The organism is Alteromonas sp. BZK5, from assembly GCF_014349115.1.
In the GTDB taxonomy this organism is placed as follows: Bacteria; Pseudomonadota; Gammaproteobacteria; order Enterobacterales; family Alteromonadaceae; genus Alteromonas; species Alteromonas macleodii.
This window is the reverse complement of record NZ_JACSOE010000064.1, coordinates 1-22,164: the sequence shown is the minus strand read 5'-3', so window position 1 is coordinate 22,164 and position 22,164 is coordinate 1. Positions and strand designations below refer to the sequence as shown.

General features: G+C 44.1%; 21 protein-coding genes. 11 read left to right on the top strand and 10 right to left on the bottom strand.

Going from position 1 to position 22,164, the window contains the following annotated elements; genetic code table 11:
* Positions 1 to 138 precede the first annotated feature (138 nt).
* Positions 139 to 1,521: a cysteine--tRNA ligase gene (cysS, locus tag BIZ39_RS16065; RefSeq protein ID WP_187447452.1), complete on the bottom strand. Its 1,383-nt coding sequence runs from the start codon at positions 1,519 to 1,521 to the stop codon at positions 139 to 141.
* Positions 1,522 to 1,706: 185 nt separating this feature from the next.
* Here cysS and BIZ39_RS16060 point away from each other — a divergent pair, with 185 nt between their 5' ends.
* The 4 genes from BIZ39_RS16060 (at position 1,707) to BIZ39_RS16045 (ending at position 5,580) form a co-directional block, all read left to right on the top strand.
* Positions 1,707 to 2,198, top strand: coding sequence for a peptidylprolyl isomerase (locus tag BIZ39_RS16060; RefSeq protein ID WP_014949922.1), 492 nt, complete (start codon positions 1,707 to 1,709; stop codon positions 2,196 to 2,198).
* A gap of 140 nt (positions 2,199 to 2,338) precedes the next feature.
* A complete protein-coding gene (lpxH, locus tag BIZ39_RS16055; RefSeq protein WP_014949923.1) occupies positions 2,339 to 3,064 on the top strand; it encodes a UDP-2,3-diacylglucosamine diphosphatase in 726 nt (241 codons plus the stop codon).
* Positions 3,065 to 3,177: 113 nt separating this feature from the next.
* The gene (locus BIZ39_RS16050; protein WP_049586876.1) at positions 3,178 to 3,792 is read left to right on the top strand and encodes an OB-fold-containig protein; all 615 of its coding nucleotides are present in this window, start codon (positions 3,178 to 3,180) and stop codon (positions 3,790 to 3,792) included.
* Positions 3,793 to 3,810: 18 nt separating this feature from the next.
* Complete coding sequence (locus BIZ39_RS16045; protein ID WP_039236487.1) at positions 3,811 to 5,580, top strand: flotillin family protein; 1,770 nt, start codon at positions 3,811 to 3,813, stop codon at positions 5,578 to 5,580.
* A gap of 58 nt (positions 5,581 to 5,638) precedes the next feature.
* On the opposite strand, the gene BIZ39_RS16040 is transcribed toward BIZ39_RS16045, so the two are convergent.
* Positions 5,639 to 6,544 (bottom strand): LysR family transcriptional regulator, encoded by a 906-nt coding sequence (locus BIZ39_RS16040; RefSeq protein WP_187447451.1) that lies wholly within the window; start codon positions 6,542 to 6,544, stop codon positions 5,639 to 5,641.
* A 112-nt stretch (positions 6,545 to 6,656) separates the two neighbouring features.
* Between BIZ39_RS16040 and BIZ39_RS16035 the strand changes: the two genes are divergently transcribed.
* The 3 genes from BIZ39_RS16035 (at position 6,657) to gtfA (ending at position 9,692) form a co-directional block, all read left to right on the top strand.
* On the top strand, positions 6,657 to 7,412 hold the full coding sequence (locus tag BIZ39_RS16035; protein WP_187447450.1) for an SDR family NAD(P)-dependent oxidoreductase: 756 nt from the start codon (positions 6,657 to 6,659) through the stop codon (positions 7,410 to 7,412).
* Between the two features lie 230 nt (positions 7,413 to 7,642).
* Complete coding sequence (locus BIZ39_RS16030; protein WP_014949928.1) at positions 7,643 to 7,822, top strand: oxidoreductase-like domain-containing protein; 180 nt, start codon at positions 7,643 to 7,645, stop codon at positions 7,820 to 7,822.
* A gap of 373 nt (positions 7,823 to 8,195) precedes the next feature.
* Positions 8,196 to 9,692, top strand: a complete 1,497-nt coding sequence (gtfA, locus tag BIZ39_RS16025) for a sucrose phosphorylase (protein ID WP_187447449.1) — start codon at positions 8,196 to 8,198, stop codon at positions 9,690 to 9,692.
* 212 nt (positions 9,693 to 9,904) lie between these two features.
* Here the strand turns inward: gtfA and BIZ39_RS16020 are convergent, their stop codons facing one another.
* The gene (locus tag BIZ39_RS16020) at positions 9,905 to 10,345 is read right to left on the bottom strand and encodes a winged helix-turn-helix transcriptional regulator (protein ID WP_222936658.1); all 441 of its coding nucleotides are present in this window, start codon (positions 10,343 to 10,345) and stop codon (positions 9,905 to 9,907) included.
* 228 nt (positions 10,346 to 10,573) lie between these two features.
* Here BIZ39_RS16020 and BIZ39_RS16015 point away from each other — a divergent pair, with 228 nt between their 5' ends.
* Entirely contained in the window at positions 10,574 to 11,569 is a 996-nt protein-coding gene (locus BIZ39_RS16015) for a YhdH/YhfP family quinone oxidoreductase (RefSeq protein ID WP_187447448.1), read from the top strand.
* Positions 11,570 to 11,706: 137 nt separating this feature from the next.
* Here BIZ39_RS16015 and BIZ39_RS16010 read toward each other — a convergent pair whose 3' ends face one another.
* Positions 11,707 to 12,720: a zinc-binding alcohol dehydrogenase family protein gene (locus tag BIZ39_RS16010; RefSeq protein WP_187447454.1), complete on the bottom strand. Its 1,014-nt coding sequence runs from the start codon at positions 12,718 to 12,720 to the stop codon at positions 11,707 to 11,709.
* A 99-nt stretch (positions 12,721 to 12,819) separates the two neighbouring features.
* Here BIZ39_RS16010 and BIZ39_RS16005 point away from each other — a divergent pair, with 99 nt between their 5' ends.
* On the top strand, positions 12,820 to 13,749 hold the full coding sequence (locus tag BIZ39_RS16005; protein ID WP_187447453.1) for a LysR family transcriptional regulator: 930 nt from the start codon (positions 12,820 to 12,822) through the stop codon (positions 13,747 to 13,749).
* A 16-nt stretch (positions 13,750 to 13,765) separates the two neighbouring features.
* On the opposite strand, the gene BIZ39_RS16000 is transcribed toward BIZ39_RS16005, so the two are convergent.
* The 4 genes from BIZ39_RS16000 to BIZ39_RS15985 form a co-directional block, all read right to left on the bottom strand.
* A complete protein-coding gene (locus BIZ39_RS16000) occupies positions 13,766 to 14,245 on the bottom strand; it encodes an invasion associated locus B family protein (protein WP_187447447.1) in 480 nt (159 codons plus the stop codon).
* Between the two features lie 53 nt (positions 14,246 to 14,298).
* The gene (locus tag BIZ39_RS15995) at positions 14,299 to 15,555 is read right to left on the bottom strand and encodes a nidogen-like domain-containing protein (RefSeq protein ID WP_101565064.1); all 1,257 of its coding nucleotides are present in this window, start codon (positions 15,553 to 15,555) and stop codon (positions 14,299 to 14,301) included.
* 178 nt (positions 15,556 to 15,733) lie between these two features.
* Positions 15,734 to 17,350: a S10 family peptidase gene (locus BIZ39_RS15990; RefSeq protein ID WP_014949937.1), complete on the bottom strand. Its 1,617-nt coding sequence runs from the start codon at positions 17,348 to 17,350 to the stop codon at positions 15,734 to 15,736.
* 150 nt (positions 17,351 to 17,500) lie between these two features.
* Positions 17,501 to 18,088, bottom strand: a complete 588-nt coding sequence (locus BIZ39_RS15985; RefSeq protein WP_187447446.1) for an ACP phosphodiesterase — start codon at positions 18,086 to 18,088, stop codon at positions 17,501 to 17,503.
* Between the two features lie 180 nt (positions 18,089 to 18,268).
* Here BIZ39_RS15985 and miaE point away from each other — a divergent pair, with 180 nt between their 5' ends.
* Together miaE and BIZ39_RS15975 are read left to right on the top strand one after the other, a co-directional pair.
* Entirely contained in the window at positions 18,269 to 19,045 is a 777-nt protein-coding gene (gene miaE, locus BIZ39_RS15980) for a tRNA isopentenyl-2-thiomethyl-A-37 hydroxylase MiaE (RefSeq protein ID WP_187447445.1), read from the top strand.
* Between the two features lie 217 nt (positions 19,046 to 19,262).
* Entirely contained in the window at positions 19,263 to 19,862 is a 600-nt protein-coding gene (locus tag BIZ39_RS15975) for a Yip1 family protein (protein ID WP_014949940.1), read from the top strand.
* A 75-nt stretch (positions 19,863 to 19,937) separates the two neighbouring features.
* Here the strand turns inward: BIZ39_RS15975 and purF are convergent, their stop codons facing one another.
* The gene (gene purF / locus BIZ39_RS15970; protein WP_187447444.1) at positions 19,938 to 21,461 is read right to left on the bottom strand and encodes an amidophosphoribosyltransferase; all 1,524 of its coding nucleotides are present in this window, start codon (positions 21,459 to 21,461) and stop codon (positions 19,938 to 19,940) included.
* 14 nt (positions 21,462 to 21,475) lie between these two features.
* Positions 21,476 to 21,964, bottom strand: a complete 489-nt coding sequence (locus BIZ39_RS15965) for a CvpA family protein (protein ID WP_014949942.1) — start codon at positions 21,962 to 21,964, stop codon at positions 21,476 to 21,478.
* Between the last annotated feature and the right edge of the window lie 200 nt (positions 21,965 to 22,164).

Sequence of the window (22,164 nt, the reverse complement as noted above, 5' to 3'; positions counted from 1 at the left end):
TAAAAAATCCGATACCAGAGACTGATATCGGATTTTGAAGCCTTAAAAAGATCGGTCAACCGATCATGAAAATTTTCTTAACTGATCGGCATTACGCAAATGCGGGCTTTTATTCTGTTAAAAAGTATTGGGTGCTAATTACGCTTTACGCCACGTAGTACCGCTCGGACCGTCTTCTAACACTACGCCTTTTGCGTTTAACGCATCGCGTGCGGCATCTGCCGCTGCCCAGTCTTTGGAGGCACGGGCATCGTTACGCTGTTTAATTAACGCTTCAATCTCTGCTGCTTCATCGTCATTGCCTTCACCGCCTTTAAGGTAAGTATCTGGGTCACTTTGAAGCATACCTAAAATTGCACCTAGACCTTTAAGAACCGCGGCCAATTTACCCGCTTCGTCAGCATTGTCTTTTTGGCGGTTAAGCTCACGTGCCACGTCGAATAACACCGAAAAAGCTTCAGGTACGTTTAAGTCGTCGTTCATTGCTGCTTCGAAACGCTTCATATAGCCACCGTAGCTCAGATCAGTGCTTTCATCTACTTCAACACCACGAAGGGCTGTATACAAACGCTCTAGGGCGGACTTCGCTTGAGTAATATTGTCTTGAGAGTAACTTAACTGGCTACGGTAATGCGCCGACATCAGGAAGAAACGCAATGTTTCTGAGTCGTGCTCTTTAAGCACATCGCGCAAGGTAAAAAAGTTACCCAATGACTTAGACATTTTTTCGTCATTAACCTGTACCATACCCGCGTGCATCCACACGTTTACGTAAGGTGTGTCATACGCACAGCACGACTGAGCCACTTCGTTTTCGTGATGTGGGAACGTTAAATCTGAGCCACCGCCGTGAATATCAAAGTGCGCACCAAGATGCTTATGATTCATTGCAGAACATTCAATGTGCCATCCCGGACGTCCCTCGCCCCATGGCGATTGCCATGCCGGCTCACCAGGCTTGGTGGTTTTCCACAGTACGAAGTCTAGCGGGTCGTCTTTTCCTGCCGCCACTTCAACACGAGCACCCGCTTTAAGCTGATCTAAGTCTTGTTTGCTTAACTTGCCATAATCTTCGTACTTGCTTACGTCGAATAGTACATCGCCGCTTTTGGCTTGATAGGCGTAGCCTTTGTCCATTAGTCGCTGGATAATTTCAATGATCTCATCCATATGTCCACTTACTGTCGGCTCGACGTCTGGCTCTAGTAAGTTAATCGCCGCAAAGTCTTCGTGCATCATGGCAATAGTGCGTGCAGTTAGCGCCTCAAAGCTTTCGCCATTTTCATTGGCGCGAGCAATAATCTTATCGTCGATATCAGTGATATTGCGCACGTACTTCACATCTAAACCAAGGTGGCGCATGTAGCGTACTAAGACATCGAAACTCAGGTAAGTACGGGCATGACCCATATGACTTAGGTCATAAACGGTAATACCACAAACATACAAACCCACTTTCCCTTCTTGAAGCGGTACAAACTTCGCTTTTTCACGGGTTCGGGTGTTGTAAAGATGTAGCATGTCTATATTTCCTATATGTCATAATTTTTCGGCCGCAAAGTTTAGCACTGTCACGATTTAAATGGTACAAGCCTTTTGCAACGATATTGCTGGGTTTTGCGATAACCGTCTCTTTGCGCTAACGACTCGTTTTGCGCTAAAATGCCGCCACTTTATATGTATGCTAACACACAGGACAAACCACAATGGTTACGTTAAAAACAAATTTCGGTGACATCACCCTAGAGCTTTTTGAAGATAAAGCGCCTAAAACGGTAGCTAACTTCATTTCTTACGTTGAAGACGGTTTTTTTGATAACACTATTTTTCACCGTGTAATCAACAACTTCATGATCCAAGGTGGTGGTTTTACGCCAGATATGGATCAGAAAGACACAAAAGACCCTATTGAAAACGAAGCGGACAACGGCGTAGCAAACGAAGTGGGTACAATCGCGATGGCGCGTACCCAAGATCCACACTCTGCGACGGCTCAGTTTTTTATTAATGTAAATAACAACGACTTCCTTAACCACTCTAGCAAGTCTGTCAATGGTTGGGGCTACTGTGCATTCGGTAAAGTAACTGAAGGTATGGATGTTGTTGAAAAAATTAAAGCCGTTAAAACCGGTAACAGCGGCTATCACCAGGATGTTCCTGTTGAGCCTGTTATCATTGAAAAAGCGACTATTTCTTAAATAGCCGCTGACATCTATGCTTGAATAGCTGTCTCAATAACGCCTTGGTCAATATGATTTTCAAGACATACTCAAGGCCTTGAGTTAAAAACAAGCCGCGTTACTTTAACGCGGCTTTTTAAACCACAATAAGAAGATTTATGTCGTTCACCTACTTCATTGCCGACTTGCACCTAAGTGCCGACCGCCCTGACATTACAGAATGCTTAATGCGCTTTTTAAAAGAAGATGCGATTAATGCTGATGCACTTTACGTTCTTGGTGACTTGTTTGAAGTTTGGATTGGCGACGACAACGTTACTCCATTTAACACTGCCATAGCATCAGCTTTCAAGGCAGTGAGTCAGCATTGCCCTATATACTTCATTCACGGTAATCGCGATTTCGCCATACGTGAAAAGTGGCTATCAAAAGCCGGCATGACGTTATTAAACGAACAAGAAGTTGTAGACTTATACGGCACACCTACCCTGCTTACTCATGGTGACGAACTATGCACTCGCGATGTTGCTTATCAAAAGTTTCGCAAGAAATCCCGCGGTTGGTGGTGGCCACGTTTAATGCTTGCGCTTCCTTTATGGTATCGACAGCGTGTTGCCGATAACGGTCGCAAGGAAAGTAAGGCAAAGCAGCAAAATCTTAAGCCAGATATTATGGATGTCACGCCTGAAGAAGTGGTGAAAGTCATGGAAAAATGGGGCGTGCAGCGCATGATACATGGCCACACACACAGACCCAACATTCATAGCCTTACAGCAAACGGCAAGCCTGCAACTCGTATTGTACTTGGCGATTGGTATGATCAAGGCAGTGTATTGAAGGTTACTGAAAATGATGTGATGCTGCAGAAACATAACTTCAGTTAGTCACCATCATTATTTGTTACAAACTAGCCGAAAGTACATGTGTTAGACGCTGGCTTAATTTTTGTTCTGTGGTATAAAGAATAAAAGCAAGTTAGTCATCATGGACGGTGTAAATGACAGATGTTCTTCTTTCCCCTACAAACTTCTGGTTTAGCATTTCGCTTATAGCCGTTTTCTTTATTTTCATACTAGAACTTGTTAGCACTATTTTTGGTATAAGCCTGTTGGGGTTAGGCGATGATTTTGCAGAGTTTGATGGCGATGGGTTTCTTAATACCTCGTTTGCCAACTGGCTTAATATCAATAAAGTTCCCTTTCTTATTTACCTAGTAGTACTTCTTACTCTATTCGGTTTAGTTGGCTTGATGGTTAACGGCTTAACAGCGAGTGCACTCGGCTATACCTTGCCAGCTTTCCTGTCCGTTCCTCTTGCATTTGTTATTGGCGCATTCGTAACAGCTAAAACCGTAAAGGTAATTTCAGGCTTGTTGCCTAGTGTAGAGTCTAGTGCGGTAAACAGCGATGACTTCATTGGGTCTGTGGCCGAAATCACGATTGGAAAAGCAAGCCGAGGCAACCCAGCTGAAGCAAAGTTTACCGACCATTATTCACAGCCTCATTTTGTGTTAGTAGAACCTTTCGAAGATGAAGAGTTGTTCGCACAGGGAGAGCGCGTCATTTTAGTTCAGAAAAGACAACACAGCTGGTTAGCAACCCGCTACCTATAACCTAAAAGAGATAAAAGTATGGATACAATTCAACCATCTAGCTTGCCGTCAATACTCTTTATTGCCGGTGCTATTGTTGTAGGGCTTATCGTTATTGGCCTTATCTTTGCCAAACTTTACACCCGCGCGACGAAAGAAACAGCGTTCGTAAGAACCGGTTTAGGCGGTGAAAAAGTCATTAAGGACGGTGGCGCTATCGTGCTTCCTGTCGTTCACGAAATCATTCCAGTAAATATGAACACCCTTCGTATAGAAGTGGAAAAAATTCAAAAAGACGCGCTTATTACCAAAGATCGCATGCGTGTTGATGTTAAGGCAGACTTCTATTTACGCGTGGCCCCCAATGCCAATGGCATATCAATGGCTGCGCAAACGCTAGGAACGCGCACCACTCGCGCTGAAGAAGTTAAGAAACTAATGGAGTCTAAGTTTGTTGACGTACTACGTGCCGTAGCTGCTGAAATGAGCATGACCGAAATGCATGAACAGCGTGCTGACTTTGTACAAAAAGTTCAGCAAAGCGTAGCTAACGACCTTGAAAAGAACGGTCTTGAGTTAGAATCGGTAAGCTTGACTGGTTTTGACCAAACCGACCTACAGTTTTTCAATGAGAACAACGCTTTCGATGCAGAGGGGCGAGCACGCTTAACGAAGATCATTGAAGAAAAACGCAAAGAAACCAACGATATTCAACAAGAAAACCGCATTTTCATTGAACAGCGTAATTTGGCTGCTGAGAAACAATCACTAGAGGTGAAACGAGATGAAGAAGAAGCTCGCTTAGCCCAAGAGCAAATTCTTGCCTTTAAACGTCAGGAACAAAAAGCAGAAATTGCTAAGCAGCGCGAAATGAAAGAACGGGAAGAGCGCGAAGCAGAGATTGCTAAAAACCGTGCTATCGAGGCTGCGGAAATTGAAAAATCACGGGAAATTGAAACCCAAGAAATTGCTAAGCGTCAGGCATTAGAGCAAGCGCGCATTCGTCAGCAGCAAGAAGTTGAGGTTTCTGAGCAAATTAAACAAATTGCCGTTGCGACAAAATCTGAGGAAGAGTCGGCCGCACGTGCTAAAGCTGCTGAAGCGGAAAAGGCTAAAGTAGAAAAAGTGGAAGCAGTAACCACAGCGAAAATGGTGGCAGAAGCTGAGCGTAAGAAACAAATTGAAGTTATAGACGCGCGTAAAGAGGCAGAGCGTGAGGCTGTGGGCATTACCGTAGAAGCACAAGCTAAGAAAGAAGCAGCTGAAAACTCTGCTGCCGCTATTCTTACGGAAGCTAAGGCCGCTGCCGATGCAAAAATGCTTCAGGCTGAAGCTGATGAGAAAGTGCTTGCTGTTGAAGCACAAGGTAAACAAGCGCTTTATGAGGCTGAAAATACGCTTAAGACCGAGCAAATTGAGCTGCAAAAAGCCCTTGCCATGCTCAAAATATTGCCTGAGCTTGTGGCACACGCCGTTAAGCCACTTGAAAACATAGAAGGTATTAAAATTCTTCAAGGCTACGGCCAAGGGAGTGGCGTGAAAGGCGATCACACCGTTGCTACTGCTGGTAGTGGTTTAGCTGAACAAGTAACGCAAGCCGCACTAAGCTATCGTGCTAACGCCCCACTGGTAGACTCTATGTTGCGTGAAGTGGGCTTGGTCGATGCGGAAAAAGGCACATTAGATGATTTGGTAACAGGCAACAGCGACATACTGACCAAGGCCAATGCCGTAAAACCTAAACCTATTGTGGCAGCACCAGAAAACCTAAATGGTAATAAAGCGTCGGAAGAGCTTCCAGCTGATTAATGCTCATTGAGCTAGTATTTAGCTAGCTAATACGACACAACATTCTAAGCCCTGTAATTCAACAGGGCTTTTTGTTTTCACGTAATTTATCAACTAACCATTCTGAAAATACTTTTAATCGAAGTGGCATTTGTCTTCTAGAGGGGTACAGGAGATTTACCGGCATCGCCTGGGCCTCGAATTCAGGAAGCACACGAATTAGTTTTCCTTCTTTCAGCTCTGACTCAACCCCCACACTTGGAATTTGCGCAATACCTAATCCACTTGCGCACGCCGCAAAGTAGGCCTGGGTACTGTTAACACTTAACAAGCTTTGCATTTCGACGCCATGGAGTTCTCTGCCTTTCATAAATTCAAATTCTGGTGTTTTATGGCTTAGGGTATGGGAATAATCAATAAGCTTGTGATTAGCTAAATCTTCCAGCGACTGCGGTATGCCCCACTTCGTCGCATAATCAGGACTTACACAGTTATAAATTGGATAAGTTAAAAGGCGACGGGCAACCAAACTGCTATCCGCTAATTCACCAACCCTAATCACACAGTCAAACCCTTCTTTAATAAGGTCAACTTTGCGATCGACACTGCTTACTCGCAACGTAATCTTGGGGTAAGTAGAGATAAACTCACCTAAAATGGGAAGCAGAATATTGGTTGCAAATCGGCTTGGCATATCGATACGAAGCTCGCCACTTACGCTGTCTGCTGACGTTATGAATTGTGATTGTAAGGCGTCCCATTCACTCAATAAGGCAATACTTTGCGGCAAAAACGTTTCTCCATCAGAGGTGAGAGAAACGCTTCGCGTACTTCGGTTAAAAAGGCGCGTGCCCAACTGCTTTTCAAGATTTGTTACCGCTTGAGAAATACTCGATTTCGGTAAACCTAGAAGTGCAGCCGCCGCACTGAAGCTTCCCAATCTCGCGGTTTCTACAAACCGTGTAAGCATATCGAACCTGTCCATCTTTCGCCTATTGTTCACCAAATAAGAACAATGTTATCGCTTTAGGTAGGTTTTTCATACCAATTTTAGTCAATATAATCGTCTACGAATTAATCAACAAAGAGAGATAACAATGGCGATTGCATTAATAACAGGTGGAAGTCGAGGTCTTGGGCGTGCTGGCGCATTAGCACTGGCGAAAAAAGGGATAGACGTTGTTATCACGTATAACACTAATGAAGCAGCAGCCGATGAGGTTGTTAAAGAGATTCAGAGCATTGGAAGAAAGGCCTGTGCCCTGCCCCTTGACACTGCCTCCTCGCATTATTCGTTCCCGGAATTTCTGGTTACGCTTAAAGACGTCCTGAATAATCAATTTGGCAAACAGGCTATTACCTATCTGGTAAATAACGCCGGCGTTGGTCTAAATGCTTCTTTTACAGAAACAAGTATAAAACAGTTCGATACGCTATTTGATATGCATGTGAAGGGACCTTATTTTTTAACCCAAACACTGTTACCTATTATTGAGGATGGCGGAGCAATACTGAATATTTCCTCTGGTTTGGCAAGATTCTGCTTCCCGGGATACAGCGCCTACGGTATGGCTAAAGGAGCCATAGAGGTAATGAGTCGTTACCTTGCTGCAGAGTTAGGAGCCCGTAAAATTAGAGTAAACACCCTGGCTCCAGGTGCCATTGAGACTGACTTTAGCGGTGGCTATGTTCGCGATAATAGCGAAGTCAATAATGCTATAGCCTCTCAGACCGCTTTAGGCCACGTTGGCCAACCCGAAGATATAGGTGGCGTTATGGCAGCGCTATTAAGTAATGATAGTTATTGGATTAACGGCCAAAGGATTGAGGCATCTGGTGGTATGAAGTTGTAACACCATAAGCATGATGGCGTTGATGTCAGCTTTCACTTATTAACGAAAATAGCTTAAACGCCTTTGTAACCTTTCAAGCTGCAAAGGCGTATCATAAGGAGTAACATACACAGGTAAAGTTGTATTCTCTGCGCTTAAACATTAGGTTTGCACGTGAGGATATTGTTAAGCCTTGAAAATATTATCTGAGATTTAGATATTTTTAAGGAAGAAAGTCGAGGATAAGTGCTATGAAGTCGCTACCCGAAGAACCAGAGAAACCATTAAGAGACGATTGTTGCGGCGGAGGTTCGTGTTGCCCATGTATTTGGGACGTATACTACGAAAAGCTTGCTAAGTGGAAAGAAGCAAAGCGAGAATTTGACGAGTTAGCGAATAATGAGTCATCAGACACAAGGTCTCCAGACTAGCGGTCCGTACTCGTATTTAAAAATGCCCTGTTCGCTATTTCCTACTATTGAACAGCCCTCGAACGAGCTATCCTGCCTTAGAACTTGCCTAATTTAAACCGCCGCATGAGCGTTCGACAGTTCCATTTTTTAAACTTCTCATTTACAAATTTCTATTCTACTGCTATTTTATCTTAATCGATTAAGATTTTGATTTTCTGTGAGTCTCAACCAAATTTGGTCAGTCAATAGCAGAAGATTAAGAATTAAGCTAAACCCGTTACATGGTTAATTTTGAATCTGCCAGACTGGTAGTGCTTAATTCGTAGTAATGTGTGCTCGCGATACGTAAGAGAAGTACGAGCAAGCGCATGCTGAATTTTGGAGAGTTATCATGTCTATACGCAATGGCGTTCAACTAATCACCTATGCAGACCGACTAGGCGATGGCAACATCGAGAGTCTAACAAGCATACTTCAGGGCCCGTTAGGTGGCCTGTTTACGGGTGTTCACATCCTTCCTTTTTACTACCCTTACGATGGTGAAGACGCGGGTTTCGATCCTATCGATCATACCTTGGTCGATGAGCGCTTGGGCGATTGGGACAACGTTAAAAAGCTTGGCGAATCGGTAGATATCATGGCCGACCTCATTGTTAACCATATGTCGGGGCAAAGTGAAGCGTTCAAAGACGTGCTGAAAAACGGGCGCGAATCGAGTTATTGGCCGCTGTTCTTAACCAAGGAAGATATTTTTAAGGGCAACGATCAAACGCAAATTGACGAACAAATAGCACAAGTGTTCCGCCCTCGACCCACACCGTTTTTCAGCGATTACGAGGTGGGCACAGAGACTGGTAACCCTGAAACCGTGCCGTTCTGGACAACTTTTACCTCTAATCAAATTGATATTGATGTGGAGTCACAGTTAGGCAAAGATTACCTATCTTCTATTCTTCAGTCGTTTACTGAAAGTAATGTTGATCTTATTCGCTTAGATGCGGCGGGCTATGCAATTAAACGCGCGGGTTCGAACTGCTTTATGCTTGAAGAAACCTTCGAATTTATCGAAGAATTATCAAACCGCGCACGTGGTATGGGCATGCAGTGTTTGGTCGAAATACACAGTCACTATCAAACTCAAATTGATATTGCTGCGCGTTGCGACAGTGTTTACGACTTCGCTTTACCTCCACTTGTACTACACACCTTGTTCTCTAAAAATGCAGAGGCATTGGCATACTGGCTTTCAATTTCGCCACGTAACTGCTTTACCGTGCTAGATACTCACGATGGCATCGGCATTGTTGACGTGGGCGCGAATGGTGACAAACCAGGCCTGCTTACCGCAGATGCGATTAATTCGCTCGTTGACCAAATACATGAAAATTCCAATGGCGAGTCTAAAAAAGCCACCGGTGCCGCTGCAAATAATGTAGACCTTTACCAGGTAAACTGCACATATTACGATGCGTTAGGTAAAGATGACTTCGCTTATTTGGTTGCACGCGCCATTCAATTTTTTAGCCCGGGTATCCCTCAAGTTTATTACGGTGGCTTGCTTGCTGTTGAAAACGACATGGCGTTACTTGCTAAAACCAATGTTGGCCGCGACATCAACCGCCCATACTTGTCTACTGCCATGGTAAAAGAAGCCGTTGAGAAGCCAGTGGTTAAAGGCCTGATGCAGCTTATTAGGCTAAGAAACGAAAGCGATGCTTTTAACGGTGTATTTGACGTGAGTTACGTCAACAACGTATTCGTGCTTTCGTGGAAAAACGGCAACCATGCGGCGTCACTAAACGTGAACTTCAGCACAATGGATGCAACTATTCATACGGTGGATAATGGTGAAGAAAGCGTATTGTCAATCAACACGCTACTTGCTTAAAGCGCAATCTTTAGCGATAGTTTAGCTACTTAGCGCTCAGCTATTCAGGAATTAACACGTGTCGTCAATGCGCTTAAACGCATTAGCGACACGTAAACCTTGGATTAGCCATTACGATTTAAGTATTACAAGCCCCACCAGAAGAACTGGTATTGTTGTGAATTAACTCAGTACTCGTTTACCTAAATGACGTATTAGTTTATGTTGGTGTTTTATCTGTAGTCGTCGTTATACGCCCTACCCCAGTCACATAGCTGACGTAAAGTTGGCTCTAGTGTACGGCCTAAATCGGTCAGAGAATACTCTACACGAGGGGGCACTTCTGCATACACTTTCCGGTTTACCAACCCATCACGCTCTAACTCTCTTAACTGCTGTGTAAGCATTTTTTGGGTAACGCCTTGCAATCGTCTACGCAACTGACTGAAACGTAGCGTTTTATGGCAAAGGTGCCACAAAATAACCCCTTTCCATTTACCGCCTATTATCTCAAGGGATACTGCTACGCCACAAATGTATTGATTTGAGTCGTTCTTATTTTCTGCAGCATTGGGCGCATTATCTTGTATCTGGCTTTTTAGGACGGCGTTATTATCAATGTCTGATGTCACATCACTTTCCTCTGCCATTACACTGTTCAAAGTTGCGGTCATACTACTCCCTCTTAGAGTAATTACGTTCATATTCACTACGTAAAAGGCATTATTATTGATGTCAACATTGATTTCAGTGGTCTTTGTTAAAGCGACCAATCGAGCAAAGGGTTTACATCACGCCAATAGTATCTTTTAGGGTACTACCCTACTAAAAAGTGCATACTTGCGCAAAGTTTATATATCGTCACAATGGGTAGCGTAATCATTCGACTAACGGAGACAGGTATGACATCGTTTAAAGCTTTGCTTGTAGAAAAGCAGGAAGATAAACCCTTTACGCGTAAAGTAACGCAGCGTTCACTTGATGACTTGCCTGAAGGCACGCTACTCATTAAGGTGCATTATTCATCGCTTAACTACAAAGATGCACTTTCAGCCACCGGCAATCCAGGTGTGAGCAGAAACTTTCCTCATACCCCAGGAATTGATGCAGCAGGCACGGTGGTATCGTGTGGTGACAATCGCTTTAAAGAAGGAGACGAAGTTATTGTCACCGGATTTGACCTCGGCATGAACACCGCTGGAGGCTTTGGCGAATACATCAGAATTCCAAGTGAATGGGCGGTAGCTAAGCCAAATGGACTTACGTTGAGAGAGTCAATGATCATTGGTACCGCAGGTTTTACTGCAGGACTATCGGTACAAGGCTTGGTTGAACACGGCGTGACTCCTGACAAAGGCGATATTCTAGTCACTGGCGCTACAGGAGGCGTGGGCTCTGTCGCTGTTGCCCTGTTGGCCAAAGCTGGCTTTTCGGTTGTGGCATGCACTGGAAAAAAAGAGCATGAGTCATTTTTAAAGACACTTGGCGCAAGCAAAGTGATAACTCGCGACGAACTATTAGAGAACAAAGAACGCCCCATGCTTAAAGAGCAATTCGCTGGCGCCGTTGATACAGTAGGCGGAGAGTATCTAGCACAGGCAATCAAAGCTACGCAATATGGCGGCACGGTGACGTGCTGCGGTCTTACGGCTGCTGCAGATCTTAACGTGAGCGTATTTCCATTTATCTTGCGAGGCGTTTCATTGCTTGGAATCGACTCTGTGCAGTGCCCAATGCCTCCAAGATTGAGGTTGTGGGACAAGCTTGCTAGTGAATGGAAGCTAAACTGCCTTGATAACCTTACCGAGGAAGTGACCCTTGATGCGGTAAATGAAAAAATAGACGTAATCTTAAAAGGGCAGATTTCTGGCCGTACTTTGGTTAATGTTCAAGGCTAAGTACATAAAAAGAAGGCACCTTAATATGGTGCCTTCGGTTTATCTGACTCGCCCCTACGAGTGACAAGTTCCCGTCGTTACTCATTTTTTTAGACAAGTGAATGGTATTACGGAATATAACCTTAAGCACGCTTTCTTTAGAAGCCCTCTAGCACTAACTTACCTATAGCACGCCCTTCTTCTAAAATTTTGTGAGCCTCGATTAAGTTAGCCGCATTTATTTTACCTAAATGCTTGCCTACAGTAGTCTTAATTTTACCGTCGTCGATAAGCGATGCTACATGAGTAAGTAAGCGGCTTTGCTCTGCCATATCGTCGGTTTCAAACATTGAGCGCGTAAACATGAACTCCCAATGAAGTGACAAGCTCTTCTGCTTAAGCTTGGCTACGTCAAGACTTTCTGGGTCGTCAATTAGCGCTAGTTTGCCCTTCGGCTTCATAACTTCAACAAAGCTTTCAATGTACTGGTGCGTATTATTTAAACTTGCGACATGAGTCACTTCACCAATGTTTAACGCCTTGATTTGCTCAGCCATAGGCTTGCTGTGATCCACTACGTAGTCGGCACCTAACTCCTGAACCCAGCTTTTTGAGCTTTCGCGCGAGGCAGTGGCGATCACGGTAGCCCCCGTTAGTACTTTAAGCAATTGCAGCATAATAGAACCCACGCCACCAGCTGCGCCTACCACAAGCACAACCTCATCGCTCTTTTCACTTTGTTGCCTTAGAGCAAGATGCTCAAACAACAATTCGTATGCTGTGATTGTGGTTAGAGGAAGTGCCGCAGCATCGCTGTCTGACAGAGACTTAGGCGCTTTACCGACAATACGTTCATCAACTGATTGAAACTCTGCGTTTGAGCCGGCTCTGGTAAGGTCGCCAGCGTAGTAAACTCTGTCACCAACTGCGAACTCGGTAACATCAGCGCCTATATCAACGATTTCACCTACTGCATCCCACCCCAGAATTTTGGGATCACCTCCATTAGGATTAACGCGATGACGAATTTTATAATCGACCGGGTTGACTGCTATAGCACTTATTTTTACAAGTAAATCTCGACCCGACGCGCTGGGCTTTTCGATGTCAATATCCATCAGTGCATTAGGCTCATTAATACCAAGTGAGTGGGTATAACCAATAGCTTTCATCATTTGTCTCTCCTTTGAGTAATATCATCATCATACTCTTGATTAAATTTGGATAAACAGCACAATAAAAGAAACATTATCAAATAGTTTTTGAAAGCCATGTTACTCGACGACTTGAATGTAGTAATAAAAGTTGCTGAATTTAGAAACATTACTGCAGCAGCGACACATCTGAATATGCGTACAGCAACCGCGAGTGCTGCGGTCAAACGCGTAGAACAGGCCCTTGGTGCCGAATTATTTGTTCGTACTACACGCTCACTACGTCTGTCGTCTGCGGGTGAAAGGTTTTTGCCAACGTGCCAAGAAGCCATGTCAATGCTGGCTAATGCCAAGCAGAACTTAAAGGGCGATACTGGCGTGATTGAGGGCGAGCTTAGGTTAGGTTTATCGTCTGATTTAGGCCGAAATGTGATTGCGCCGTGGCTAGATGACTTTATGGATTTACATGACAAAATAACCGTAAAGCTCAACCTGAGTGACAGCAACATTGACTTTTATCGCGATCCCGTCGATTTAGCGCTAAGGTACGGTACTCCAACCGATGCGAATGTATACGGTTTCAAAATTTGTGATGTACCAAGTTTACTTGTTGCCTCCCCTTCTTATATCAGCTCTCATGGTGCTCCTGAAAAATTTGAAGACTTGCAAACACACAACGGGCTTTTTTACCAACTACACGACAAGGTATATAACGAATGGGAGTTTTTTCACAAAGGGACACCGCTGAAGATAAAAATGCGAGGCAACAGAACCGCAAACGACGGAGAAATAGTAAAGCGTTGGGCCGTCGCGGGTAAAGGTGTTGCTGTTAAATCTGGCTTAGATGCGTGCGACGACATTTTAAAGGGTCGACTTGTAACCTTGTTGCCCGAATATCAACCTAAACCGAAACAGCTTTGGCTGATTTGCCCTAGCCGCCAATCTATTACTCCAGCAGTAAGACTATTCAGAGATATGCTGAAAGAGCGCTGCGCTGAATGTTTAGCGCAGCTAGCCGCATTCAGCGTATCAAAATATCAAAAATAGACGAGTATCTGTGCATTTACTTTTGAATACTTTGATTTAGCTGTGCGTAAGCTTCCTCAAAACCTGTCAACGATATGGGCAAGGTAACTTGCTGGTTTTCAGATTTTTGAAACGCAATTAACATAGTCTGTCCATTGTGCATTTGTTTCAAAAGTTCGTTGTCGATTTTCACTATACTTTGGCAAGACTTCTCGTCACAGCCTGAGAATGGCACTTGTATGGATGCAAAATCGTCTATTTTTACTCCTACACCATTTTTTGTGAGTGTATTTTTTGGAAGCTTTATTTTCAATACTGGAAAATCTTGCGAATAGGAGTAGTCAACGTTGACGCCCAATAGCACTTTTTTTGCTTCTTTGTCTTTGGCAACGAGCTGGCTGAGCGTACACACAGATGAATCATTACATAGCAAACTCCAACTACCAAAATCACTTGTGGTTACAGCCCATGAAAAGAACGATGCAAATACTAAACTAACTGCTACTAAATATTTCACTTTCACCTCTTAGCAAAACGGGGAGCGCACGCTCCCCCTCTTTTATGACAACTTTATTGCTTCCGCTTTCTTATGACAAGCGTAGCAAACATTGCACTTAGCATTAGAAATAGAGTATTGGGTGTTGGCACAGATACAGGATCAGGTACAAACACAGTAACGGCATTCTGGTTCATATTAACAACGCCAGAACCATCGAAAGTGAGGCCGGTTACAAATGCGTCAGGCGTAGGCTCGAGCATATTCGAAACATCAATTCCCATAATTCTGAAGCGGTCAACTGGGGTATTGAAGTCGTACTCCTCACCACCAGTGATATCTGTGCCTGTATCGAACCAATCCATCAGAACATTGTCCCAAAGAAATAGGTCAAACATGTTGTCGTCGTAACCTTCAGGCAAAAGTACTGACGCGATATTTGGACCACTATTTACAATATAGTCATAGCCTACTGCTACGTCTGGGTCGATGAATACAAGTTCATCTGGATCATCGATAGAGAATTCAAATTCATAGTCTGTCGGTGTTTCTGGATTAACAATAGGCAATATAGGGTTTTCTGGAGTATCACCCGGTAGTACGCCATCGCGAATAGCAAACTTCCAAATACCAGGCGTGCCCGTGTTGCTGTTACTTTCGTCTATATCAGCGATAGCGGCGGTTTGAGACCCCGGCACAGTGAAAAAGTTTTCCCCATCTCCCGCGTCATAACCCGCTTGTGCTGGAACGCCGTCTGACGCACTACCTGAAGTCCAGCCGATATCTTCATATCTAAACTCAACGTCGAAATTTCCCGCACCTGTGTCTTCCCGATCAATTAACACTAATTGGAACGTGTTTGTGGGGTTACTGTTTTGACTGTAGTAACCAACATCGTTCCATGTCACTACCAGCGTGTTTTCATTCGGTGAACCGATAAACACGTCGCCACACTCTGCACAGCGCGTATCTACATCGCCCCAAAATGGCGCGATCATTGGCTGGTTGCTTATGGGGAAGGGTCTTGGCGTAAAGGAGCTCACGGTGCCATTGAAGGTTATATTACCGTTATTGTTAATGAAGAATCTATCGTATGAAGTACCAAAGAAATTTACGCCACTATCGAAGGCAAGCGATTCAAATGCGTCAAATACGATAGCGCCCGATGAACCGTCGTCGTTACCATTCATCGCTAAGTTACCAAATCCACTTTCAGTAGAGCCTTCCCAGCCGGAAAGGAGCACTGAAGCATTGGCTGTGGTGCTTGAGATTGAGAATGCTAGCGCTGCGCTCGCCAACAGGGATAATGAAAAACGCGAAGACTTTTTCATGTATACGTCCTTGTAGTTTATGTTAATAAGAATTTCATTATTTAGCAGACCCGATTTAGCAAAGTGTAAGCCAAATCTAAAATAGCTTTTAAATACAGAAGCTTAAAAAATAAATAATGAATTAGTTTAATATAATGTAAAAAAACCTGACATCCTTGTCTTTAGATTTTCAGACGTACTATCGCTTGTATTCAGCAGGTATGCCTTTGCCTGGTGTGCTCATTTTAATAAACTCGCGTAGGTCTTGGTTGGACTGTTTTAAGTCGTCGCGACGCAGATACATCATGTGGCCGCTGCGATATCCCTTAAAGCTCAAACGGTCTTTTAAATTGCCACTTTGATCGAGCTGCCACATCGTATACTTGGCATCAAAGTAGTTCGTTGCGCCGTCGTAATAGCCAGCTTGAATCATCACATTCAGATACGGGTTTTGCGCCATGGCTAATCGCAAGTTCTCACCCGATTGATTATTGCTTCTATCCCACGGGTGCACGTTTCCAAACATGTTGTACTTAATATCAGTTTTGTAGTTTAACTCTTCACGCAAATAGTAATTAATAGCGGGCGTGAACGAATGAAGCCATGATGTTAGCTCAGCCCAATAGTCAGGGCGGTCGCCGCTTTGCTTAGCATCTATACCCAAATAGCGGCTGTCTAAACGACCTAGCGTCTTCCCTTCGTCGCGCAGTAAGTCTTTCCAGAAAAATGCAGTGCTCACGTCTAAGTTGTTTTGCGCAATAGACGCTTCACTTAACCCAGAATAGCGTGCCATTTGCGTTAACACATCTCGCTTTTCCGTTTCACCAATGAAGCCACCTTTGGCCAGAGCAGGAATAAGCGTATTGATGGTGAAGTCTTCAACTTCAGGCAATAGCTCAGTAAGATCTTTGTTTTGCAACGCGGGTTCAAGCTTATTGTGATACCACGCCGCGGCAGCAAAATAAGGCAGTCGATTAGCGGCTTTTACCGGCCCGTTGCGCTCTATACCAATATCGGTTGGCGATACAAGCACAACGCCGTTTAAGTACATCCATTGGCGATTTTGAAGCTCTAATGCTAATCCTGACACGCGCGTCGTGCCGTAACTTTCACCGATAAGATATTTAGGTGAACGCCAGCGATTATTACGCGTTACAAAAGTATTCACCCAGTCTGCCAAATAGCTAATATCGGCATTTACACCAAAGAACATTTTCTGCTGTTCATCTTGCGATGGCATGCTGCCGTCAGCTTTAGGCAGCACGCGGCTGTACCCTGTATTCACTGGGTTAACAAACACAATGTCAGCCACATCCAAAATGGAGTAAGGATTGGTTTGAACACCATAGGGCTGAACTGGATAGCCTTCATCGTCAATATTAAGAATACGAGGGCCTGTGTAGGCTACATGCATCCACACTGACGCAGAGCCTGGACCACCGTTAAAAGAAATAATAAGCGGGCGCTCAGTATTCTCTTTTACGTCAGTGCGCTGATAGTAAGTGTAAAACAAAGTGGCAACCGCTTCGTCTTTACTGTTCCAAACCGGTTGAGTACCCGTGGTAGCACTGTACTTTACGCGCTTGCCTAGGATTTTAGTTTCGTGCTCTGTCACTACACTGCTATCAATTTTTATTGAACGAGCATGGGCAGATGCGCTTTCTTCTTGCGCTGAAGCACTGGTAGTTAAGCTTACAAAAGCAATTAAGGCTGCCGTTAACCATGCTAGGGTCGCGTGCGATTGCGCTTTGTGTTTATTTTTACCCAGACTTAATAATACGGGCGATGTATTTCTAACTAAGGATTGAATATTCATCATTATTATCTTTGAGTGTCGTTAATTTTATCTTTTTTGTGTTGTCTTTGTATTGCACGCTTTACTATATCGCTGTTCACATGACAGCTTAGCAATGAACGACAAAACGACCAATTTCTTCGATACATTTCTGTAACACGGTTAAGCCTTTCAAATATTCTCAGGGCCATTGATTTTTATGTGTGTAATGAGTTCAGGGAAAAACGTTAGGAATCTCGCTTCAATCTCGTCTCTGTTCGCATTAATATCATCCACAGCAAGATGAAACGTGTTGGGAAAACGAATACGTTTAGCAACCACAGTAATCGCCTTAGCAATGCCCTCTTCCTTAGCATAATCTTCAAACCAGTCATGGGTTATCATATGCCCGACCCTGTGCTGCATCGTTCTTGGCATAGTGGGCAATCGCTGTTCTAACAATGCGAAACTTTGTTCCCTGAATTCGTCAAAACCCTGTGTTGTAAACGACGCCCAATGTTTAATTAGCAAGTGATCGAAGTAGATATCCAGCGCCACAGGTGCAAAGCGCCGACGACTTTTATGAAATAACGCCTTTGCTGCTAAGACGCTGGTATGACTGTCGGTGAACCTATCGACTTCATAGTGGTTTTTAAGACCTAGCCGTACCGCTTGTCCAAACTCTTTAATATCAACACCCCGCCTGAAATCACCGAGTAGGTTACCGAATTGAGAATCGGCAGTTGGTCGGGCTAAGAAAAGATGGGCAAGATAATTCATTTTGTAATTTATTGGCCTCTATTTTAAGTTGTAAGGGCTTGTTGGTATCAAGTAAAATTGCGGTCCAATTCAGATACGCTAAATTTGTACTTTTATAAACCGAACTGCCGAAACTAGCGTTGGCAGCAGCCAAATTCAAATGTAACTGAAAAACCGTAGCACTTAAAATTGAGTTTCAACATGTCTGTAATATCCACTTCTGAAGTCACGTCTCTACTTTCACCAATCAATGCCTTTTTACATTGCGAGACGCCACAGTCGTGGATAGACGAAGCGCAGAAAGAGGAAAACCTTCGCGTTATCCTTACTGACCACCTAATTTGCGAGCTTAAAGCGGCTCAGTCGGCTATGTACCTACTTCGCCGCTATGTAGCCAATGAGGAAACCAGTAAGGTATTGCTGGGCTGGTTGAAACCTTACGAAGACTTCACTTACCGCCACGAAGGCGATTGGCAATCGCTTAATACTAAGCACCTTTCCAAAAATGTATTTAACACAGAAGGGCTAGACCCTTTTAAAAAAGACATGCTTGATAAAATGGTCATGCTAATTAAAGAAGAGCTTCATCATTTTTACCAAGTGCTAGAAATTATGCACGAGTTGGGGTTTGAATATAAGTCGGTAACATCCAGTCGTTACGCAAATGGCTTATTGCGTCACGTACGCACTTACGAACCTGAAAAGCTCATCGACAAGCTCATTTGTGGTGCCTACATTGAAGCGCGCTCCTGTGAACGCTTTGCCAAACTTGCGCCGTATGTTTCCGAAGATTTAGGTAAGTTCTATGTGTCATTGCTGCGTTCAGAAGCCAGACATTTTGAAGACTACCTAACGCTGGCTGGGCAAATCGCTAAAACTGATATTTCAGAGCGCGTTGCCCACTTCGGAGACGTTGAAAGATCATTGATTGAAAGCGACGATGACGAATTGCGTTTCCACTCAGGCGCACCACGCTAAAAGTTAACGCTTTGCATCCGTTTATAAATTAATCAATTTATATTGACGGCTTAGTAATTCTGCTGCACACTCAATTTGTAAACATATTGTTAACGGCAGTGTTTAGCGCTTTGCGCTGTGTTTGTATTTCCTTGGTTTTACGGTTAATCCGTGTGTTCCCCCTGCCTCACAACAATATTTTTTAAAATAATAACGTTGGTGAATAAGGCAGGACTTTATGATTTTGAATCATTTAATTGGTATTTACACTCATCCAAAAGAAGAGTGGCAAACCATTGATACCAAACACGAAACCTATTTTTACGCGCTTACCCATATCGCTTTTATATCTCTCATTCCTTCACTCGTGGCCTATTATTCCAGTGCCCATACTGGCTGGAGTATCGGCGCAGGTGACATAATTCGCCTTAGCGAAAATACCGCCATAATGATGGGTATAGGCATGTATTTTGGCTTAATTGCAGGCGTGGTCGCATTGGCTGTACTTATTCATGAGTTGGCTAAAGCGTTTGATGCGACGCCAACTTATACGCAGTCGCTGGAACTTGCGGCCTACACGGCTACACCGTTGTTTATGGTGGGCTTCGCAGGTCTTTACCCAGAACTCTGGGTAGTGATGACGGCGCTGTTAGTCGGTATTAGCTATTCGGTATACCTGCTCTATTCTGGCGTGCCAATTTTGATGCATATGCCAGAAGATAAAGGGTTCATTTACTCAAGCTCGGTAGTGACATGTGGGCTAGTATTGCTCGTTATTCTAATGACAGGTTCAGTTTTGGTATGGGGACTGTCCGGCGGACCAGTATTTGTTCACTAGCCTCTTTCATTGAAATAAAGCATTAAAAAGCCGCTTCAAAAAGCGGCTTGTTGTTATATCAAAGAGCGTCTTACATTAATCAGCAGCATCAATATTATGCACATCAAGATTGCTAAGCTCTGCTTGTATCACTGGCGCTTTTCTTGACGCTTCACCGCGCGACATATCAATTCTCTCAAGGTACTCTTGGTCGATATCCGCAGTAATATAGTTACCATCAAAAACAGACGTTTCAAAACGCTGAATGGTTTCGTTCTCTTCGCGAACGGCATCCACTAAGTCAGAAATGTCTTGGAAGATAAGGCCATCTGCTTGGATAAGCTCTGCAATTTGATCGATTTCACGACCATAAGCAATCAGTTCGTTTGCCGATGGCATATCAATACCATACACATTTGGGAAACGAATTTCTGGCGCAGCTGACGCAAAGTATACTTTCTTCGCACCTGACTCACGCGCCATCTCAATGATTTGACCTGATGTAGTACCGCGCACGATAGAGTCATCGACAAGTAGTACACTCTTACCTTTGAACTCAGATGAGATTGCGTTTAGCTTACGGCGTACTGATTTTTTACGCATGGTTTGGCCAGGCATAATGAAAGTACGGCCAATGTAGCGGTTTTTAACGAAGCCTTGGCGATATGGCAAATCCAGTGTGTTTGCGATTTGAAGCGCCACGTCCATCGACGTTTCAGGAATAGGAATAACCACGTCGATATCCAGATCTGCCCATTCGCGCTTAATTTTTTCACCTAGCTTACGGCCCATGTTTACACGCGATGCATAAACTGAAATGCCATCTATAAAGCTATCTGGGCGAGCAAAGTAAACAAACTCAAAGATACACGGAGAGGTTACTGGATTCTCGGCGCACTGTCTGGTGTGCAGTTGACCCTCTTCGGTAATAAATACCGCTTCACCTGGCATTACATCGCGCACAAACTGGAAGCCAACAGCATCAAGCGCCACGCTTTCAGATGCCACCATCCATTCCTCACCCAGCTCGCTCATACGCTTACCGAGTGCTAGAGGACGAATACCGTGCGGGTCGCGAAACGCTACAATACCTTGGCCGATGATCGCCGCAACGACTGCGTAGGCACCACGAATTTTCTTATGAACTTTCGTTACCACTTCAAAAATGTGTTCGGCACTTACGCTTAAACCTGCTACCTGCTGCAGTTCATGCGCAAGAATGTTAAGCAATAATTCTGAATCTGAGGTGGTGTTGATGTGGCGGCGTGCAATGCGGAATACTTCTTCCTGTAGCTCATGGGCGTTGGTGAGGTTGCCGTTATGAGCAAAGGCAATACCAAACGGCGAGTTCACATAAAACGGTTGCGCCTCTGCAGAGCTTGATGTACCCGCGGTAGGATAGCGAACATGGCCAATACCCATGTTGCCAGACAGCCTCTTCATATGACGCGTATGGAAAACATCTCGAACCAAACCATTTGCCTTACGCAAATTAAACATATTTTGGTCGATAGTCATTATGCCTGCGGCATCCTGTCCACGGTGTTGAATAACCGTTAGACCGTCGTACAGTGACTGAGCTACGGGCGTTTTACCAACTATTCCGACTATACCACACATGTGCGTTACCTATTTCAAGCGGGATTTAAGAAACTGGAGGAGTCTTTCACATAGCTGAAAAACCACTCAATGATGACACCAAACTCTGGAATGAGTACCGATGCTTGCCACCAATCTGAGGAAGCTGCACCAGTAAAGGTATCCATAAAAAAGAGCAATGCGCTAACTATAAGCACGCCACGCAGTGCGCCAAAAACTATACCGAGGGCCCTATCTGTTCCAGACAGCCCTGTTGCCTGAACCAATTGGCTAATCACGTAATTGATCATGCCGCCAAGAATGAGCGTGGTGACAAACAATGCTGCAATTGCAGCACCGTTTTTTAAGTAAGGATCGTCAATGGCTGTGAAGTAAACGGCGAGGTCAGCGTAGAAATTGCTTGAAATAAAGAGTGCAGCAAACCATACCACTAACGAGATGGCTTCTTTAACAAACCCTCTGATCAGGCTTATTAAGGTAGATACCGCAATGATACCCAGTATGGAAAAGTCTACCCAGTTCATCGTCTCTTTATTGCGTTGATGTTGCTTTTTATCGTAAAGCAACGAGCCTTTGGCGAGATGGCGCGCATTCTAACAGAAGATAAAAATATTACTAGTCTGTAATACCATATATGGACCCTCTCCGATTGCAAGACACCGTGTTGATTTAATAACGTGATTCATTGCTGCCATATATTCGGCTTTTTCGTGAAGTCAATTGA

Coding starts and splice junctions, on each gene's coding strand:
- BIZ39_RS15985 (WP_187447446.1), bottom strand. CDS start 18,088: ATGAATTATCTTGCCCATCTTTTCTTAGCCCGACCAACTGCCGATTCT.
- BIZ39_RS15965 (WP_014949942.1), bottom strand. CDS start 21,964: ATGAACTGGGTAGACTTTTCCATACTGGGTATCATTGCGGTATCTACC.
- BIZ39_RS16050 (WP_049586876.1), top strand. CDS start 3,178: ATGACAGATGTTCTTCTTTCCCCTACAAACTTCTGGTTTAGCATTTCG.
- BIZ39_RS16030 (WP_014949928.1), top strand. CDS start 7,643: ATGAAGTCGCTACCCGAAGAACCAGAGAAACCATTAAGAGACGATTGT.
- cysS (WP_187447452.1), bottom strand. CDS start 1,521: ATGCTACATCTTTACAACACCCGAACCCGTGAAAAAGCGAAGTTTGTA.
- BIZ39_RS16005 (WP_187447453.1), top strand. CDS start 12,820: ATGTTACTCGACGACTTGAATGTAGTAATAAAAGTTGCTGAATTTAGA.
- gtfA (WP_187447449.1), top strand. CDS start 8,196: ATGTCTATACGCAATGGCGTTCAACTAATCACCTATGCAGACCGACTA.
- miaE (WP_187447445.1), top strand. CDS start 18,269: ATGTCTGTAATATCCACTTCTGAAGTCACGTCTCTACTTTCACCAATC.
- lpxH (WP_014949923.1), top strand. CDS start 2,339: ATGTCGTTCACCTACTTCATTGCCGACTTGCACCTAAGTGCCGACCGC.
- BIZ39_RS16020 (WP_222936658.1), bottom strand. CDS start 10,345: ATGACCGCAACTTTGAACAGTGTAATGGCAGAGGAAAGTGATGTGACA.
- BIZ39_RS15975 (WP_014949940.1), top strand. CDS start 19,263: ATGATTTTGAATCATTTAATTGGTATTTACACTCATCCAAAAGAAGAG.
- BIZ39_RS16010 (WP_187447454.1), bottom strand. CDS start 12,720: ATGAAAGCTATTGGTTATACCCACTCACTTGGTATTAATGAGCCTAAT.
- BIZ39_RS16040 (WP_187447451.1), bottom strand. CDS start 6,544: ATGGACAGGTTCGATATGCTTACACGGTTTGTAGAAACCGCGAGATTG.
- BIZ39_RS16060 (WP_014949922.1), top strand. CDS start 1,707: ATGGTTACGTTAAAAACAAATTTCGGTGACATCACCCTAGAGCTTTTT.
- BIZ39_RS16045 (WP_039236487.1), top strand. CDS start 3,811: ATGGATACAATTCAACCATCTAGCTTGCCGTCAATACTCTTTATTGCC.
- BIZ39_RS16035 (WP_187447450.1), top strand. CDS start 6,657: ATGGCGATTGCATTAATAACAGGTGGAAGTCGAGGTCTTGGGCGTGCT.
- BIZ39_RS15995 (WP_101565064.1), bottom strand. CDS start 15,555: ATGAAAAAGTCTTCGCGTTTTTCATTATCCCTGTTGGCGAGCGCAGCG.
- BIZ39_RS16015 (WP_187447448.1), top strand. CDS start 10,574: ATGACATCGTTTAAAGCTTTGCTTGTAGAAAAGCAGGAAGATAAACCC.
- BIZ39_RS15990 (WP_014949937.1), bottom strand. CDS start 17,350: ATGAATATTCAATCCTTAGTTAGAAATACATCGCCCGTATTATTAAGT.
- purF (WP_187447444.1), bottom strand. CDS start 21,461: ATGTGTGGTATAGTCGGAATAGTTGGTAAAACGCCCGTAGCTCAGTCA.